The sequence below is a fragment of the Lawsonella sp. genome (genome assembly GCF_011525565.1).
GTDB classification, from domain to species: Bacteria; Actinomycetota; Actinomycetes; order Mycobacteriales; family Mycobacteriaceae; genus Lawsonella; species Lawsonella clevelandensis_A.
Window position 1 is genome coordinate 137,867 of the sequence record NZ_WVRS01000003.1, and the last position, 17,499, is coordinate 155,365.

Sequence of the window (17,499 nt, forward strand, 5' to 3'; positions counted from 1 at the left end):
GGTGTATCAGACCATCGCTAATGATGGTGTGCGTATCCCGCCGCGCATTATTGCCTCAATAACGAAATCTAATGGGCAGGTTATTCACCAGGATGAGCCTTCCGCTGTGCGTGTTGTTTCTACTGAAACAGCCCGTACAGTGCGTAATATGTTTCGCGCAGTAGTTCAGGACGATACGGGCTATCAACAAGGTACGGGTCCGCAAGCTGCAGTTGAGGGCTACCAGATTTCTGGAAAGACGGGAACGGCGCAGCAAGTAGATCCCGGGTGTAATTGCTACTCCAACAGTATGTATTGGATTACCTTTGCTGGTATAGCTCCCGCGGATAATCCCCGTTATGTTATTGCCATCATGCTGGATAACCCCGTACGTGGCGTGCATGGGGAAGGTGGTCAGTCGGCTGCTCCACTTTTCCACGATATTGCGCAGTGGCTTCTTACCCGTGATAACGTGCCACTTTCCCCACCTGCTCCACGCTTGATTCTGCAGGCTGGCTGAAACCGGTAGTCTGGTAAGCGCTGGCATTAAACTACTGGAATTACTATTAGCATCTTCTACTAACATCGTTGGAAAGAACTACTCATTATGCAGACTCTTAAAGACCTTGCTGTCTTGTGTACTAGCACGTGTACCAGCAAGGATGGTAGTACCGAGATTTCTGGAATCACGCTTCAATCCGCTGCAGTACAGCCGGGGGACATGTTTGCGGCTTTGCCAGGATTGCATGTTCATGGAGCTCATTTTGTTGAGGATGCCTGTCAGCGCGGTGCTTCTGCCGTTCTGACTGATCCAGAGGGAGCCCGTATTGTCGCTTCCACCGGAGTGAATAACATACCTCTACTGGTCGTTGATGATATTCGCGCTGTACTTGGCAGAGTTAGCGCAGCGATCTATGGGAATCCTTCTTACGATGTTCCGGTTATTGGTATTACTGGTACCTCCGGGAAAACGACAACGTCCTATCTGATTGAATCGGCTTTTCGTACTGCGGGCCATTCTGTTGGCATGATTGGTACTACTGGTTCGCGTATTAATGGTGTACGTGTTCCCAGTTCGCTGACTACTCCGGAAGCACCGGATCTGCAACGTCTTTTCGCTACCATGAGGGATGACGGTGTGCACCGTATTGTCATGGAGGTCTCTAGCCATTCGTTACTGCTGGGACGAGTGGGCGGTACGCGATTCCGTATTGGTGCGTTTCTCAACCTTTCGCAGGATCATCTGGACTTTCATCACACTATGGAGGAGTACTTCCAGGCTAAAGCACGGCTATTTACGAAGGACTCAGGAACTTGTTGTGATCGTGCCGTCATTTGTATAGATGATAGCTGGGGTCTTCGCATGCGCGATATAGCGGAGGCTTCTGGATGTACTCCGGTCACGGTGTCTACTACCGGTAATGCTGATTACAGTGCAGGTCCTTCTAGTATTGCTGATGATGGTACGCAAGGTGTATCAGACCATCGCTAATGATGGTGTGCGTATCCCGCCGCGCATTATTGCCTCAATAACGAAATCTAATGGGCAGGTTATTCACCAGGATGAGCCTTCCGCTGTGCGTGTTGTTTCTACTGAAACAGCCCGTACAGTGCGTAATATGTTTCGCGCAGTAGTTCAGGACGATACGGGCTATCAACAAGGTACGGGTCCGCAAGCTGCAGTTGAGGGCTACCAGATTTCTGGAAAGACGGGAACGGCGCAGCAAGTAGATCCCGGGTGTAATTGCTACTCCAACAGTATGTATTGGATTACCTTTGCTGGTATAGCTCCCGCGGATAATCCCCGTTATGTTATTGCCATCATGCTGGATAACCCCGTACGTGGCGTGCATGGGGAAGGTGGTCAGTCGGCTGCTCCACTTTTCCACGATATTGCGCAGTGGCTTCTTACCCGTGATAACGTGCCACTTTCCCCACCTGCTCCACGCTTGATTCTGCAGGCTGGCTGAAACCGGTAGTCTGGTAAGCGCTGGCATTAAACTACTGGAATTACTATTAGCATCTTCTACTAACATCGTTGGAAAGAACTACTCATTATGCAGACTCTTAAAGACCTTGCTGTCTTGTGTACTAGCACGTGTACCAGCAAGGATGGTAGTACCGAGATTTCTGGAATCACGCTTCAATCCGCTGCAGTACAGCCGGGGGACATGTTTGCGGCTTTGCCAGGATTGCATGTTCATGGAGCTCATTTTGTTGAGGATGCCTGTCAGCGCGGTGCTTCTGCCGTTCTGACTGATCCAGAGGGAGCCCGTATTGTCGCTTCCACCGGAGTGAATAACATACCTCTACTGGTCGTTGATGATATTCGCGCTGTACTTGGCAGAGTTAGCGCAGCGATCTATGGGAATCCTTCTTACGATGTTCCGGTTATTGGTATTACTGGTACCTCCGGGAAAACGACAACGTCCTATCTGATTGAATCGGCTTTTCGTACTGCGGGCCATTCTGTTGGCATGATTGGTACTACTGGTTCGCGTATTAATGGTGTACGTGTTCCCAGTTCGCTGACTACTCCGGAAGCACCGGATCTGCAACGTCTTTTCGCTACCATGAGGGATGACGGTGTGCACCGTATTGTCATGGAGGTCTCTAGCCATTCGTTACTGCTGGGACGAGTGGGCGGTACGCGATTCCGTATTGGTGCGTTTCTCAACCTTTCGCAGGATCATCTGGACTTTCATCACACTATGGAGGAGTACTTCCAGGCTAAAGCACGGCTATTTACGAAGGACTCAGGAACTTGTTGTGATCGTGCCGTCATTTGTATAGATGATAGCTGGGGTCTTCGCATGCGCGATATAGCGGAGGCTTCTGGATGTACTCCGGTCACGGTGTCTACTACCGGTAATGCTGATTACAGTGCAGGTCCTTCTAGTATTGCTGATGATGGTACGCAACAGTGTGTTATCACTGATCCGCAGGGGAATGAGCACAAGCTTGTTTTACCTATGCCGGGGCGTTTTAATGTTGCTAATGCGCTTGTTGCTCTTGCTGTTTCGGAACTTGCTGGGCTACCCATTGAGGATGCTCTTGCTGGTATTGCTCATGTTGTCGTTCCGGGCCGTTTACAGCGTATTGATGAAGGTCAGGATTATTTAGCAATTGTTGATTACGCGCATAAGCCTGCCGCGGTAGCTGCTGTTATCGCTACTCTTCGTAGTGAGATTAAGGGAAGGCTATGTGTTGTTCTCGGCGCTGGTGGGGATCGTGATGCTAGTAAGCGTGCCATTATGGGTCGGGAGGCAGCACGTGGATCTGACTTATTTATTGTTACCGATGACAATCCTCGTTCGGAGGATCCAGCAGTAATTCGTGCAGCTGTAGAGGCTGGGGCTTATGAACTTCCCACAGAAGAGCGTGGGGAAGTACGTAATATAGGCGATCGAGCAGCTGCTATTCGTGCTGCTATTGCATGGGCAGAACCAGGAGATGCAGTTCTCGTTGCTGGCAAAGGGCATGAGACAGGCCAGAATGTGAATGGGGTCATCCACCATTTTGATGATCGGGAAGAGGTTCGCGCTGCTCTACAGGAGCGCCGGACTGGTAGTCTTTGAACAGGTTATTTCAGCGATAGCGAAGAGAAGAAAGCTAAAGCGGAAGAAGGAAACGAGTGATCCCTCTCTCATTGGATCAAATTGCCACGATTGTTGGTGGCACCCTTAACGAGGCTGCCGATCCTCATACTGTTGTGAACGGTACTGTCGAGTTTGATAGTCGTAAGGTGACTCCAGGGGGGCTTTTTCTATGTATCCCAGGGGCACGAGTCGATGGGCATGATTTTGCTGCGGCAGCTATTGCTGATGGGGCAGTGGCAGTAATAGCAACTCGTCCTGTTGAGGTGCCCGCTATTATGGTGCAGCCTCTGGGGAAAGTAGATTCTCGCGCTACAGCTCTAGAGAATGATGAGAATGGTTGCACTGCAGCTATTCTACAGGCACTCGCTAAATTGGCTCGCTATGTGGTGAAAACGCTGATCGATGAAGAGTCATTAACTGTTGTCGGTATTACCGGTTCTTCCGGGAAAACCACAACAAAGGATCTTGTCACACAAGTATTGTCCACAGCAGGTGCAGTAGTATCTCCACCTGGATCGTTCAACAATGAATTAGGTTTCCCCTGGACCGCTCTCCGCGCTGACCGAAATACACGTTTCTTAGTACTGGAAATGTCTGCCCGAGGAATTGGTCATATTCACGATCTCACCGAGATTGTTGCCCCAACAATAGGTGTCGTTCTTAATGTAGGACATGCGCATTTGGGTGAATTTGGTTCACAGGAAGCTATTGCCCAAGCAAAAGGGGAATTAGTAGAAGCACTTCCTGCAGCAGCCTATGGAGGCATTGCTATCCTCAATGCTGATGATGATCGTGTTTCGCAAATGTCGCAGCGTACAAAAGCGCGTGTTATTACCTTCGGAACTCGCCCCAGTGCAGATTTCACTGCAGTAGATATCCGCATGGACAGATTGTCACGTGCAAGCTATACATTATCGGCGTTAGGGCATGAATACCCTGTCCAACTAGCTGTTTCTGGCGAGCATAATGTACTGAACTCACTTGCGGCATTAATTGTGGCACACGCGTGTGATATTCCTCTGCAACAAGCAATTACAGCCTTGAGTCAAGCAACTATTGTCTCTGGTCGGCGGATGGATGTGAAGAAACTTTCCAACAGCACCATCGTTATTAACGATTCCTATAACGCCAATCCGGACTCTATGCGAGCAGCTATTGCTGCGCTAAGTAATATGGCGCGTACCTCTACAGAAATGAAGAGAGAAAGTTGGGCAATCCTAGGTTTAATGGGAGAGCTGGGGAAAGAGTCCATCTCCCAGCATGTTGCTCTTGCGAAGACTCTCGCCGACTGCGGAATTGATCATGTCCTTACTGTGGGTAGTAACCCGGAGATGAATTCTCTTTGTGACGCTGCACATGAAATGGGAGTTTCAGCAGTGAGCATAGATAATAAGGAGGACGCTGCCGCATACCTCTCTGAGCATTATCACCCGGGTGATGTGATCTTGGTGAAGGCATCGCAAGCCGTCGGACTCTGGACTATTGCGGACACCATTATCTCTGCCGCTAATGGAGCAGCTGAGTAAAGGATCAAACTAGTGGCTCAAATTATTGTTGCACTGTGTGTATCAGTGTTAGTTTCCATACTGCTGACACCAGTGCTCATTAAAAAATTTCGACAACGCGATATTCGTCAAGAGATTCGTGAAGATGGACCGCAAACTCACTTAGTGAAGGCCGGAACACCCACCATGGGTGGTTTGGCAATCCTTGCTGGTATTTGGGCGGGGTACTTTTCCGGCGTCCTAGTGGGTGCCTTAACAGATGGGGGAGGGCCAGCTGCATCTGGACTCCTTGTCCTCATGCTGACGACGTGCCTTGGACTAGTCGGTTTCGCAGATGATGCGATTAAAGTTTTCAAGAAACGTAACCTGGGGCTTACCCCAAAGGCGAAATTCCTAGGACAGTTTGTTGCCGCTATTCTCTTTGCTGTTCTTGCTATTTTCTTCCCCAATGAGCATGGTCTGACACCAGCATCGAAATTTTTCTCCATAACTCGCGATATTCCGGTAATGAGTATGGCAGCAGGCGGTGGCATCGTCTTCATCATATTTGCCTATTTTGTTATTACCGCTTGGTCCAATGCTGTCAATATCACTGATGGTCTGGATGGCTTAGCTGCTGGTTCTATGGCGTTAGTCATGGGTGCCTACACCATTATTACTTTCTGGCAATTCCGCAATGCATGCTCAACTACTGGTAATGCAGTGGGATGCTATCAGGTAAGAGACCCACTAGATATCTCTATCTTGTGTGCGGCTGCACTAGGTGCGTGTATAGGTTTTCTCTGGTGGAACTGTAACCCCGCCAAAATATTTATGGGTGACACTGGCTCGCTAGCGTTGGGTGGTTTAGTTGCGGGTATCTCTATTGTGAGTAGAACAGAGCTCCTCATGGTTGTTATTGGTGCTCTTTTCGTTATTGAAATTTTCTCTGTTGTACTGCAGGTAGGGTTCTTTAAAGCGACAGGACGACGTATTCTGCGTATGGCACCTTTCCATCATCACTTTGAGTTGGGTGGATGGAAAGAAACGACTGTTATTGTACGATTCTGGCTGATTGCTGGATTGTCTGCAGGACTCGGTATGGCCGTTTTCTATGCAGACTGGCTATCAAAGGTGGTGGTATAAATGCCTGCAATGCCCATAGATCTTACTGATCAAAAAGTATTTGTTTTGGGTGCAGGAGTCTCTGGCCTCGCGGCGGCGCGTCTACTGCGTCATATTGGGGCTATCCCCATTGTGGTGGAGGATGAGGATGCTGCGCGTGCCAAAGCCAGCGACATAGCCGACAGTGTTCTCACAATGGCAGAAGCAGAAGATGCCCTCAGTGAGGCCGCACTTGTTGTGACAAGCCCAGGTATCCCTCCGCATCATCCTTTTTTTACTGCTACTACCGCAGCTAATGTGCCGGTATGGGGGGATGTAGAACTATGCTGGCACGTCGATAAGGCTAGTTTGTGTGGACCTTCTCGTGTATGGCTCGCCGTTACCGGGACGAATGGTAAAACCACCACAGTGGGTATGACGACTGCCATCTGCCAACAAGCGGGAATGTCCGCGGTAGCCTGCGGTAATATCGGCTACCCCATTGAAGAAGCCCTTCTGGATCCGAATCACCCCGATGTTCTTGTCTGTGAACTCTCTAGTTTCCAACTGCATTGGGCTCCCAGTGTGAAACCGCTGGCCGGAGCATTACTAAACATTGATGAAGACCATCTCGATTGGCATGGCTCAGTAGAGGCATACGCAGCGGATAAGGCGCGAGTGTTGAATGGTCTCTATGCCATTGTGGGTCTTGATGACCCGCGTGCTGCCGCAGCTGGCGATGAGTGTTCTGCACAGTTTGTTATTGGGTTCCGTGCCGGAGAACCAGTACGTGGCCAGATTGGAGTCCACGAAAATGGACTTTTCGATAATGCATTTGGGCCTAATGACGCAGCTCGTTTTCTTATAGAGTGCGCCGATATTCACCCAGCAGGTCCCGCTGGTGTTCTCGATGCAGGGGCAGCCGCAGCACTTGCAATGGCAGCAGGAGCGATGCCGCAGGACGTCAACGATGCACTTAAAGATTTTGTTGTGGCCCCACATCGTAATGCTGTCGTTACTACTATTGACGGCATCACCTATGTTGATGATTCAAAAGCCACGAATCCGCATGCCGCACGTAGCTCTATGCTGGGCTATAGCTCTATTGTGTGGATCGCCGGTGGACAGCTCAAGGGAGCTGATATTACTCCACTTATTGATGAGGTAGGTGCCCGTCTACGTGGCGCTGTCATTATCGGAAAAGATGGGGATCTTATTGTCAATGCTCTCCACACAGCACGTCCTGAGATACCAGTAGTTCGTATTCGCACTGGTGATGATGGAACAGATACGCCACCGCCAGCAGAAGAGACAGAGCAGGCTATGGTAGAAGCTGTCGCTGCTGCACAAGAAATGGCACAATCTGGCGACACGGTACTTTTAGCACCTGCCGCTGCTAGCTATGACATGTTTACTGGATATGGACAACGCGGTGATCTTTTCGCCACGACCATACTGAAGCATTAAGAGGACAACACCACTCCGTCACGGGAGAAGGGAGGACAGTATGGCGACTGAGTCTATCAAGAACGTCGGTAATGCTGCATCCACTCACGCTACGGAGACGAACCACGAAGATACCAGTAAAAAGCAGAAGATCGGTAGTCCTGTTAAAGCAGAACTGCAGAAGTTTGTGGCAGGTTTCCGGAATTACTACACCGGTCCTCTCGCTGATGTTCACCTTATAGTGACAATCTGCATTATTCTCTCAATTCTTGGCGTGGTGATGGTGCTCGATGCATCAGGCCCGGCCTCGTTGCGAGATTACGGAAACTATTACACAGTATTCATCCGTCAATGTATCTTCATGCTTATTGGGTGGCTAGGCTTTTACGTCGCTTTGCGAATACCTTTTTCAGCATTGCGTAAATTAGCCTTCCCCCTCTATATATTCTCCTTCCTCTTACTTATTCTTGTGGCGATTCCTGGCGTTGGACAGGAACGTAATGGTGCGCGTTCATGGTTCGTTTTTGGACCGGTAGCATTCCAACCTTCGGAACTTGCCAAAGTTATCATCATTGTGGTGGTGGCGCTTTATCTGGGACAATTAACGCCAATGTCAAAGATTGGCGATACTCTTCGCCCCATTGGCCTTTTTATTCCCATTATTGCGTTAGTTATTGTGCAACGAGATTTGGGTATGGCAGTTACGTTTGGTGTTGTTCTCGTTGCCTTTCTCTTTTTTAGTAGACTCCCCAACAAAGTTATTTGGATAACTATTGGTGGTGCTGTCGCTCTCTTCCTTATTCTCACGCTCACTACTGGATTCCGTACTGATCGTCTTATTGCCTACTGGCATCAACTTAAAGGTGGCACATATGATGCGCAGGGGGCAGGTTATCAGTCTTATCAATCACGGTTGGCGCTGGCTGATGGTGGTTTTAGCGGAGTTGGATTAGGGCAGTCACGGGCGAAGTATTTTTATCTTCCAGAAGCTCCTAACGACTTCGTTTTTGCCATTATTGGAGAAGAACTTGGGCTTATTGGTTCTGTGATTGTGACATTGCTATACACCGCATTAGGTCTGATAGGTCTGCGTATAGCACGGCGCGTGCTAGATCCTTCTATGCGTCTTATCGCTAGTGTTGGAACAACGTCAATAGTGGTTCAAGCGTTTATTAACATGGGCTATGTTGCGGGCGCTCTTCCGGTAACAGGTCTGCAGCTTCCTCTTATTTCCGCAGGTGGTTCCGCTACGGTAACAACACTTTTCCTATTGGGGCTTATTACCAGTACCGCACGTCATGAGAGAGCCGCTGTAGCAGCTATTAGTACGGGAAGCGGACGCATTGGTAAAGCGCTGCATCTTTCCACCCCGCATGTTTATTCTCCAGATGACGTTCTTAATTTCGGTCGATATACAGGGATTGCACAATGGATGGTCGGAAAGACCCCTGTTTCTGTAAAAGCCTCTCGCAGTACAGATCCTCGTCGCGCAGATCCGCGCCCAGGACCGCCTAGAGCGCAGCAGCAACGACCAAAGCCGCGTCCTGGACAATCATCATCCGCCGGGGGAAGACGAAAAGCCCCTACTTCACGCGGAAATTCTACTGGTTCGCGCACGCTTCCTCCGCTTGATCGTCCACAAGGCCGTCGGTGGAATCCTCCACCACGCGGAAGCTATGGCGATAACTTTGGCCCCAATGGGCCAAGATCACGACGCTAATTGAGCTAATCCACACTAATGAGGACATAACAGATGACGAGAAAATCTCTTTCCGTAGTACTTGCTGGCGGAGGTACTGCGGGGCATATTGAACCAGCAATGGCGGTAGCTGATGCATTAACGCACCTCGACCCCTCAATTCGTGTGACAGCGCTAGGAACTGAACGTGGTTTAGAAAAAGATCTTGTACCCGCGCGTGGGTATGACCTCCGCATGATTGAGGCAGTACCATTGCCGCGTCATCTTACGAAAGAACTGTTTCGTGTTCCGGGACGGTTACACACCTCGGTGAAACAGGCTCGTGATGTTATGGATGATGTCGCAGCGGATGTCCTTATTGGTTTTGGCGGGTATGTATCCATGTCTGCCTACTTAGCAGCTCGAAAAGGTTCTCGACATATTCCCTACATTGTGCATGAGGCTAATGCGCGAGCTGGGATTGCCAATAAAATTGGAGCTCGACACGCATGTCGAGTTCTTGGAGCAGTACCTGGGTGCGGTTTCCCCATTGACGTTGTGGGAATCCCTGTACGTCCCACTATTAGCCAACTGGATCGCTCTGCATTGCGTGCAGAAGCACGTGAATTTTTTGGACTTGATCCCCAGGCTCCCGTTCTTTTGGAATTTGGTGGTTCACAAGGGGCGCAGTCTCTTAACCGAGTGATGAATGAAGCAGTTTCTGGGTTGGCTGAAAAAAACATTGGTGTTCTGCAAGCGGTAGGACCCAAAAATTATGATTGTGGTGATCCTACACGCGGGGGTGCACCTGCTGGTGCGAAGGATCTTTCACTGCCATCGGGAATTACTGCTCGAAATGTTGCCCCAGACTATGCACCAGCCCAGATACAAGTTCCCTATATTAACACTATGAACTTGGCATATGCTGCTGCTGATTGTGTTATCTGTCGTTCTGGAGCAATGACAGTCGCGGAGATTTCCGCTGTGGGACTTCCCGCTTTATATGTTCCACTTCCTATCGGTAATGGCGAACAGGCACTTAATGCGCAGCCAGTTATAGAAGCAGGTGGGGGAACTCTTATTAACGACCATGATCTTACAGGTCAGCAGGTTATAGACTGGGCAGAGAATCTTCTTACTACCCCTGGGAAATATCAGACGGCCGTTGCTGGGGCGTTACGCTCTGGCTCTCGTAATGCTGCAGAAGATGTAGCACGCGCCGCTTGTGATCTTGTTGGTTATTCGCTTCCCGCGTCACAACACTAGACACTACTAGGAGAAAACAGCATGATAACGGCTACTCTTCCCCCAGAACTCCAACGCGTTCACATGATTGGTATTGGTGGCGCGGGAATGTCCGGTGTTGCGCGTATTCTGCTTGCCCGTGGAGGAGAAGTAAGTGGGTCTGATGTCCGCGATTCTCGCGCACTCGTATCACTTAGCGCGCGGGGAGCAAAAGTGGCAGTTGGGCATGACATTAAGAATCTTGAATTGCTCTCCGAACAGCCTTCCTGCGTTATTGTCTCGTATGCAGCAATCCCGGACACTAATCCAGAATTGCGTGAAGCGCGCCGTCTCGGTATTCCTATCCGTACTCGGTCGCAGGTTCTTGCCCAGTTGATGCAGGGATACAAGACTCTGCTAGTGGCAGGTACTCACGGCAAAACCTCTACGACATCAATGGCGGTTGTTTCCTTCCAATCTTTAGGCTGTGATCCGTCTTTTGCTGTCGGTGGTGCCCTCCACGAAACCGGAACTAACGCCCATCATGGTTCGGGGGATCTTTTTATCGCGGAGGCTGATGAATCTGATGCATCGTTGCTGCAGTATCGCGCGAGCATGGCAATTGTCACAAACGTAGAACCGGACCATCTTAATTTCTTCGGTACCCCAGAAGCCTACTGTCAGGTCTTTGCAGATTTTCTCGATTGTATTGATCCTGCGGGCTCATTAATTGTGTGCGTGGATGATCCAGGATCGCACACATTAGCGCTTTATGCTGTACAAAAGGGAATTCGGGTCCTTGGATATGGAACAGCAGCTGCGGCAGCACAGGCACAACGCGATGGAATTCCCATGGCGGGGGTGTTGGAGGCGTGGGAGCCTACTTTAGATGGGCTAGTGGCTCGTATTCATCTTGCAGGAGACGATAGTCCACGTGAACTAGTACTTCCCGTTCCCGGAGAGCACATGGCGTTGAATGCGCTTGCCGCCTTGATCGCTGTTCGTGACTATGGCGGAGATGTCAGTGAAGCCTTGGAGGCGCTTACCCATTTTGGGGGAGTGAATCGACGTTTTCAGTATCACGGCCATGTAGGGGGAATTCGTGTTTATGACGATTACGCCCATCATCCTACGGAGGCACGGGCAGTACTTACTGCGGCACGTGAAGTAGCTGACGCGGACGCACAAGGCCTAGGTCATCCAGGGCGTGTCATTGTCTGTTTCCAGCCGCATTTGTTCTCCCGTACAGAGCAGTTCGCAGAAGAATTCGCGAAGGCCCTTGACCTTGCCGATTATGCTATTGTCCTGGATATTTATGGGGCGAGGGAGAAGCCTATCCCGGGTGTCACAAGCGAACTTATTACTACTCAGCTCACCATCCCGCATAAGTATCAACCGGACTTTTCTAAAGTGCCTTACGATGTTGCTGCCATTGCGGAGCCAGGAGATATTGTCCTGACGATGGGTGCCGGCAACGTTACTATGGAAGCCGATGCCGTCATCGCTCTCTTGAAAGGCTAGGACTGTGGCTGAAGAACGCCGTGCTGTGTCTTCTTCTGTGCGGATAGGACTACAGACAGTGCTCGGTGTTGTTATTGTTGCTATTCTCGCAGCTGCTGTTGTGCTCTTTGCGACACCTCTTTTCCTTGTCACAGATACGTCAGTGGAGGGAATTCGGGTCCTTACAAAGGAGCAAGTTCTGCAGCAGGCTCAAATTCCTATGAATACGCGTATGGCTGAGTTGGATACTCATGATGTTGCTGTGCGAATTGCGGAGCTTCCGCGAGTAAAACATGTGCGTGTGGAAAAGAGCTATCCGCATCTTGTTACGGTGGAAGTGACGGAGCGTACCCCTCTTGTTTATTGCGAGTTTGAGGGGAAGATGTACGAGTTGGACGCGAGTGGAGTAGCGATGCATGTGCGGCGCCCTACGCGTCGCATTCCTGAGATTGTGGTGCCTCAGCCGCTTCACAATACGTTGCAGCGGGAGGCTGCGTTAACAACTGCCCAGCATTTGCCCAAGGACATTCTTACACGAGTGCGGACAATTACTGTAGATTCTGCAGCAATGGTCGTTTTGCGGATGCGTAGTGGGAGAACTGTGGAGCTAGGGTCTCCCACGCGGTTAGATGAAAAAGTGGAATCGATGCGTATTGTGCTTACGCAGCCGGGCGCTACCTGGAATGTTTCTAACCCAGAACTTCCCACTAGGCGCTAGTAAAAGATAGAGTCCCTCATTAATTTTGGTTCTTCCGGTGTGTCTATTTTGGGCACTCTGTGACGGTCTTTATTCTTTATCCGCACTGAAGGACTCTCTAAACCTTCAACCTCAGCTTTAGACGGGAGAGGCTATTCCAATGACTACGCCACAACATAATCTGGCTGTAATCAAAGTAGTCGGTATTGGTGGCGGCGGTACCAACGCTATCAAACGAATGATCGGCGAGGGCATGACCGGCGTCGATTTCATTGCACTTAATACTGATGAACAAGATCTGCTGGACTGCGATGCCCCCACCAAACTTGATATTGGCCAGTCCACAACACGCGGCTTGGGTGCGGGAGCTGATCCCGCAGTAGGTGAGCGTGCTGCCCGGGACAATTCGCAGGATATTGAGGATGTTCTTACGGGCGCCGATATGGTTTTTGTTACTGCTGGTGAAGGCGGCGGAACCGGAACTGGTGGAGCTCCTATTGTTGCGGGGATCGCCCGTGGTTTAGGTGCGCTTACGGTTGCTGTTGTTACCAAGCCTTTCTCCTTTGAGGGCAAACGTCGTGCCGACAATGCGGAGCATGGTATTGAGAAGCTACGGGATGCGTGTGACACTCTCATCACTATTCCCAACGATCGGCTTCTACAACAGGAAGATAAGACTATCTCCATTAATGAGGCCTTCTCTAAAGCCGATGAGGTTCTTTTCAATGGCGTACAAGGCATTACCGACCTCATCTCCACTCCGGGACTCATTAACGTTGACTTTGCCGATGTGAAGTCAGTATTGGCTGACTCTGGTGCTGCACTAATGGGTATTGGGCGAGCTTCTGGTAACGATCGTGCTAGTAAAGCTACGGATGCCGCCATTAACTCTCCTCTGCTGGAATACAGCATGGAAGGCGCCAAAGGTGTACTGCTCTCCATTGCTGGTGGATCAGATCTTGGCCTTTTTGAAGCTAATGAGGCCGCCAGTATTGTTCGTGAGAAGGCTCATCCAGATGCCAACATTATTTTTGGTACGGTGATTGATGATTCACTTGGTGACGAAGTTCGCGTCACCGTGGTGGCAGCAGGTTTTGAAGGTGGAGAACCGCCGGCACGCGTCTTTGAGAATGAGACTGACGCATCTGAAGAGGATATCGAGGAAGTCGCAGAGAAAAGCTCTGCTATGAGTATTCGTCAGCGCACTACTCGAGTTTCTGATGAGGATGACATCGATATTCCTCCATTTATGCGTTAACGTACAGGTTTTTGTACGGAGTGACTGGTATGACGACGAAAGCTGTGCACTCGCAGACTACTGATAATTCCGCTGCAGTGGTGGGATCACGTTCTCTGCGGGTGAGGCGCGTCATTACTACTCGTGCGGGAGGATTCTCGACGGGCCGTTACCATGGGTTAAATCTTTCCTTGGACGTGGGCGATAATCCCGTCACTGTTGCCCACAATAGGGAGAGGCTTGCCGAAAAACTCCACCTTCCTCTGGAACGCTTTGTTTATATGGAGCAATTACAGAGCCCTCATGTCAGTGTTATCGAGGCAACTGCAGATACTCGTTTTACTGCCCCTATTCCAGCTACAGATGCAGTAGTCACTACTGCTCCAGAGTTAGCTCTTGTAGTACTTACTGCTGATGCCGTTCCAGTTCTATTAGGTGATGATGAAGCTGGCGTTATAGCAGCGTTGCATGGTTCCCCTTTCGGTATTCGTGCTGGACTTATTGCCAATACAGTGGATGCCATGCAACAGCTGGATGCCGATCCGCATCGCATGCATGCTCTTCTTGGCCCCTCTGCAACTGGTAGAAACATGCGAGTATCGGAAGCTGTAGCAGCGGATATGGAAAACAGAGTTCCGCATACACGATCGAAAACGCCACAAGGGCAGCCTTCTGTGGATTTACGTCGTGGTATTGCTTATCAGCTGGTACAAGCAGGTCTGGCCGGTGTCACTATAGATCCTCGCTGTACCATTGAAGATCCCGCATTCTTCAGTACATATAGAGAAGGAAAAACTGGCTGTCAAGCAGGCGTGATCTGGAGGAGTAATGACTGAAAATAGTATTGCAAGTCGTTATCAGGAAACATGTGATCGTATTGCTGCTGCATGCAAGAAAGCTGGCCGTTCCTGCGATGATGTCACACTCATGGTGGTCACTAAATTTCATCCCCTCAGTGATGTTCTTGAATTAGTGCGTCTTGGAGTACGTAACTTTGGGGAGAATCGTGAGCAAGAAGCCCGACAGAAAATACATGATCTTCACCACCGCGATGCTGAAGAGAACATATTAAGTGGTATTCCTGCGGAATGGTCTATGATTGGCCAACTGCAACGCAATAAGTGTAATTCTGTGGCGCGGTGGGCAAGTAGCGTTCATTCAGTTGATTCAGCGCGTCTTGTCACTGGGTTGTCTCGAGGGATGCAGCGAGCTCTCGATGAAGGCGAACGGGTGGAGGAAACACTAGGTGTTTTTCTTCAGGTCAGTTTGGATGGAGATACTGCCCGTGGAGGTGCTAAGGAGGAAGAGATTTTCTCTTTGGCAGACTATGTAGATGATGCAGATCATTTACTTTTGCGCGGTCTTATGGCTGTTCCACCGCTTCACTCAGACGCAGATTGGGCTTTTTCCCAGTTGTATAACCTAAGCCAGAAGCTTCAAGTAGATCATCCTCATGCAGCAGAAATTTCGGCAGGGATGAGTGGCGATATGGAAAAAGCTATTGCGCATGGTTCCACGTGTGTGCGTATTGGGACTGCTATTCTAGGTCCGCGACCAACGCATCTAACGCACCCAACGCAATAGATATTCTTTATACTTAAATATTGGATATAAAGACTGTAATACCTGATAAAACCTACGATTTGGAGGCAGCCATGGGCTTCATTCAAAATGCGAAAGAGTTCTTCGGTATGGCTTCGCCAACGGAGCAACCTGATTATGCCGAGGACTATGTTGAGTCTGAGGACTTTAGCGACAAACATAATGACAGCTATGGTTATGGTGATTCTTACCAGGATGACTATGACGCTTCTGCCCACCCCGGTAGTACGCCACTACCTCCACTAGATCGTGGTCGTTACGGGGATCGACGTTCTGGGGAAGATCGCTACACATCTCCTCGACGGTCTACCCAGATTACGACGGTAAGTCCTAAAAATTATGCGGAAGCTGAACTTATTGGTCAGCGCTTCCGTGAGGGAAACCCCGTCGTCATGGACCTTTCGAAACTGGATAGTGACCTCGGACAGCGTCTTGTAGATTTCGCTTCGGGTCTCGTTTTTGCCTTAAACGGTACTGTAGAGCGTATCGCGAAGAAAGTTTTTCTTCTTTCTCCAGCTGAGACAACTGTTGATGCTAGTGAGCGGCGTCGCCTAGAGCACAATTATGGTGTGTAAGGTTAAGTACCGTACAGGGAGCTTTTTCAGTAGTTTAGTAGTATTTCACCAGTAGCACAGTGGTGTTTTCATCCATAGGGTGAGAGTAAAAAATCTTGGTAGGGTAGGCCTGTGACAATTTTCGCAACCGTGTTGTATTACCTGTTACGCATTCTGTGGTTGCTTCTTATCGTGTGTATAACGGTGGAGATGATCCATTCTTTCGGTCGTTCGTGGTCTCCTGGATCTCGATTAGCAGCAGTGTTAGAGATTGTTTTCCGTGCTACTGATTGGTGTCTTCTGCCGCTGAGAAAAGTGATGCACCCGGTAAGAATGGGGGGAGTGGGAATTGATTTTTCCCCCATTATCGTGTTCTTCATCGTTAGTATCTTGGTGTCTATTACCTTTACCCTAGGGGCAACACCAGTTACTTTGGGAAGCCTTGTGCCCTAATAAAACTAGGTTTTGATACTTTTAAAATAAGGATATTTCCTACGAGGAATAGGAGTTAAAAGGAAAAGTCCGCTAGGCTTTTCCATGAACTGCGGTTTTTCGTAGAGAATACGGCCGCTATGGCAGTATTATGTATGTAAACTCATGTGACTCGTGAGAGACAAGAGAGGGAGAGTTCCCATGCCTACGCTGACTCCAGCAGATGTTCACAATGTAGCCTTTAGCCGTCCGCCGATTGGTAAGCGTGGTTACAACGAGGAAGAAGTTGATCAGTTCCTCGACCTTATTGAGGACGAGTTAAGCCGTCTGATTGAGGAAAATTCAAATCTGCAGCAGCGCATCGATGAGCTCACTACCGAATTGAGTGAGGCTCAGGATTCTGTAGAGGTTGCGCAGAAGGAAGCAGATTCTGCGCGTAGCGAAGCCCAGAATGCACGTGAGGCAGCTGCAGCTGAGCCTGTCGTTGTCCAGCAGGCTGCACCAGCACCGGTTGCTAACGAGTCGGAAACTAATCTCAAGGCTGCTCATATTTTGGGTATGGCTCAGGATATGGCTGATCGTCTCACTAGCGATGCACGTCGTGAAGCTGACGAAATGGTGTCCTCTGCTCGTTCTGAAGCTGATCGTATGGTAACCGAGGCCAATGACACTGCAGATCGTCGTATGCATGAAACCGAGTCAGCTATTGCAGAGATGGAAGCAGAAGCTGAGCGTAAGCACACCGAGATGATGGCTACTATCAATCAGCAGCGTTCTGTTCTGGAAGGCCGTATTGATCAGTTGCGTACTTTCGAGCGTCAGTACCGTACCCGCTTGCAGGATCTACTCGAAGGACAGCTAGCCGACCTACGCGGTTCTAATATTGGAGATAGCTTCTCCAGCAAGTAGTTTAGTCTTCCCCTCTGAAGAAACTTTGAAGAAAGCGTGAGTCACAGCTTAACA

The 17,499-nt window shown here is 49.7% G+C and carries 16 protein-coding genes and 1 pseudogene; all 17 read left to right on the forward strand.

Annotation, left to right across the window (positions count from 1 at the left end; all coding sequences use genetic code 11):
- On the forward strand, positions 1-499 hold a 499-nt coding region (locus QZV76_RS03505), incomplete at its 5' end, for a penicillin-binding transpeptidase domain-containing protein (protein WP_290598404.1).
- A gap of 87 nt (positions 500-586) precedes the next feature.
- Complete coding sequence (locus tag QZV76_RS03510; protein WP_290598405.1) at positions 587-1,471, forward strand: Mur ligase family protein; 885 nt, start codon at positions 587-589, stop codon at positions 1,469-1,471.
- Positions 1,416-1,949 (forward strand): annotated as a pseudogene (locus tag QZV76_RS03515) (penicillin-binding transpeptidase domain-containing protein); the annotation flags it as partial. The gene QZV76_RS03510 and the pseudogene QZV76_RS03515, both read left to right, overlap by 56 nt.
- A gap of 87 nt (positions 1,950-2,036) precedes the next feature.
- Positions 2,037-3,557 carry a UDP-N-acetylmuramoyl-L-alanyl-D-glutamate--2,6-diaminopimelate ligase gene (locus QZV76_RS03520; RefSeq protein WP_290598406.1) on the forward strand — a complete coding sequence of 507 codons (1,521 nt, stop codon included), beginning with the start codon at positions 2,037-2,039 and terminating at the stop codon, positions 3,555-3,557.
- Between the two features lie 56 nt (positions 3,558-3,613).
- A complete protein-coding gene (gene murF / locus QZV76_RS03525; RefSeq protein WP_290598407.1) occupies positions 3,614-5,104 on the forward strand; it encodes a UDP-N-acetylmuramoyl-tripeptide--D-alanyl-D-alanine ligase in 1,491 nt (496 codons plus the stop codon).
- 12 nt (positions 5,105-5,116) lie between these two features.
- A complete protein-coding gene (mraY, locus tag QZV76_RS03530) occupies positions 5,117-6,208 on the forward strand; it encodes a phospho-N-acetylmuramoyl-pentapeptide-transferase (RefSeq protein WP_290598408.1) in 1,092 nt (363 codons plus the stop codon).
- Positions 6,209-7,633 carry a UDP-N-acetylmuramoyl-L-alanine--D-glutamate ligase gene (murD, locus tag QZV76_RS03535; RefSeq protein WP_290598409.1) on the forward strand — a complete coding sequence of 475 codons (1,425 nt, stop codon included), beginning with the start codon at positions 6,209-6,211 and terminating at the stop codon, positions 7,631-7,633.
- Between the two features lie 40 nt (positions 7,634-7,673).
- Positions 7,674-9,332 carry a putative peptidoglycan glycosyltransferase FtsW gene (locus tag QZV76_RS03540; protein WP_290598410.1) on the forward strand — a complete coding sequence of 553 codons (1,659 nt, stop codon included), beginning with the start codon at positions 7,674-7,676 and terminating at the stop codon, positions 9,330-9,332.
- Positions 9,333-9,365: 33 nt separating this feature from the next.
- Positions 9,366-10,556, forward strand: coding sequence for a UDP-N-acetylglucosamine--N-acetylmuramyl-(pentapeptide) pyrophosphoryl-undecaprenol N-acetylglucosamine transferase (locus tag QZV76_RS03545; RefSeq protein ID WP_290598411.1), 1,191 nt, complete (start codon positions 9,366-9,368; stop codon positions 10,554-10,556).
- 21 nt (positions 10,557-10,577) lie between these two features.
- Positions 10,578-12,035 carry a UDP-N-acetylmuramate--L-alanine ligase gene (gene murC / locus QZV76_RS03550; RefSeq protein WP_290598412.1) on the forward strand — a complete coding sequence of 486 codons (1,458 nt, stop codon included), beginning with the start codon at positions 10,578-10,580 and terminating at the stop codon, positions 12,033-12,035.
- 4 nt (positions 12,036-12,039) lie between these two features.
- Entirely contained in the window at positions 12,040-12,732 is a 693-nt protein-coding gene (locus QZV76_RS03555) for an FtsQ-type POTRA domain-containing protein (protein WP_290598413.1), read from the forward strand.
- Between the two features lie 139 nt (positions 12,733-12,871).
- Entirely contained in the window at positions 12,872-13,969 is a 1,098-nt protein-coding gene (gene ftsZ, locus QZV76_RS03560) for a cell division protein FtsZ (protein WP_306558933.1), read from the forward strand.
- 29 nt (positions 13,970-13,998) lie between these two features.
- Positions 13,999-14,784: a polyphenol oxidase family protein gene (locus QZV76_RS03565; protein ID WP_290598414.1), complete on the forward strand. Its 786-nt coding sequence runs from the start codon at positions 13,999-14,001 to the stop codon at positions 14,782-14,784.
- Positions 14,777-15,532 (forward strand): YggS family pyridoxal phosphate-dependent enzyme, encoded by a 756-nt coding sequence (locus QZV76_RS03570; RefSeq protein ID WP_290598415.1) that lies wholly within the window; start codon positions 14,777-14,779, stop codon positions 15,530-15,532. Before QZV76_RS03565 ends, QZV76_RS03570 begins: the two co-directional genes overlap by 8 nt.
- 20 nt (positions 15,533-15,552) lie before the next feature.
- Positions 15,553-16,125, forward strand: coding sequence for a cell division protein SepF (locus QZV76_RS03575; RefSeq protein WP_290598416.1), 573 nt, complete (start codon positions 15,553-15,555; stop codon positions 16,123-16,125).
- 111 nt (positions 16,126-16,236) lie between these two features.
- The gene (locus QZV76_RS03580) at positions 16,237-16,557 is read left to right on the forward strand and encodes a YggT family protein (RefSeq protein WP_290598417.1); all 321 of its coding nucleotides are present in this window, start codon (positions 16,237-16,239) and stop codon (positions 16,555-16,557) included.
- A gap of 180 nt (positions 16,558-16,737) precedes the next feature.
- On the forward strand, positions 16,738-17,445 hold the full coding sequence (locus tag QZV76_RS03585; RefSeq protein WP_290598418.1) for a DivIVA domain-containing protein: 708 nt from the start codon (positions 16,738-16,740) through the stop codon (positions 17,443-17,445).
- Positions 17,446-17,499: the final 54 nt, after the last annotated feature.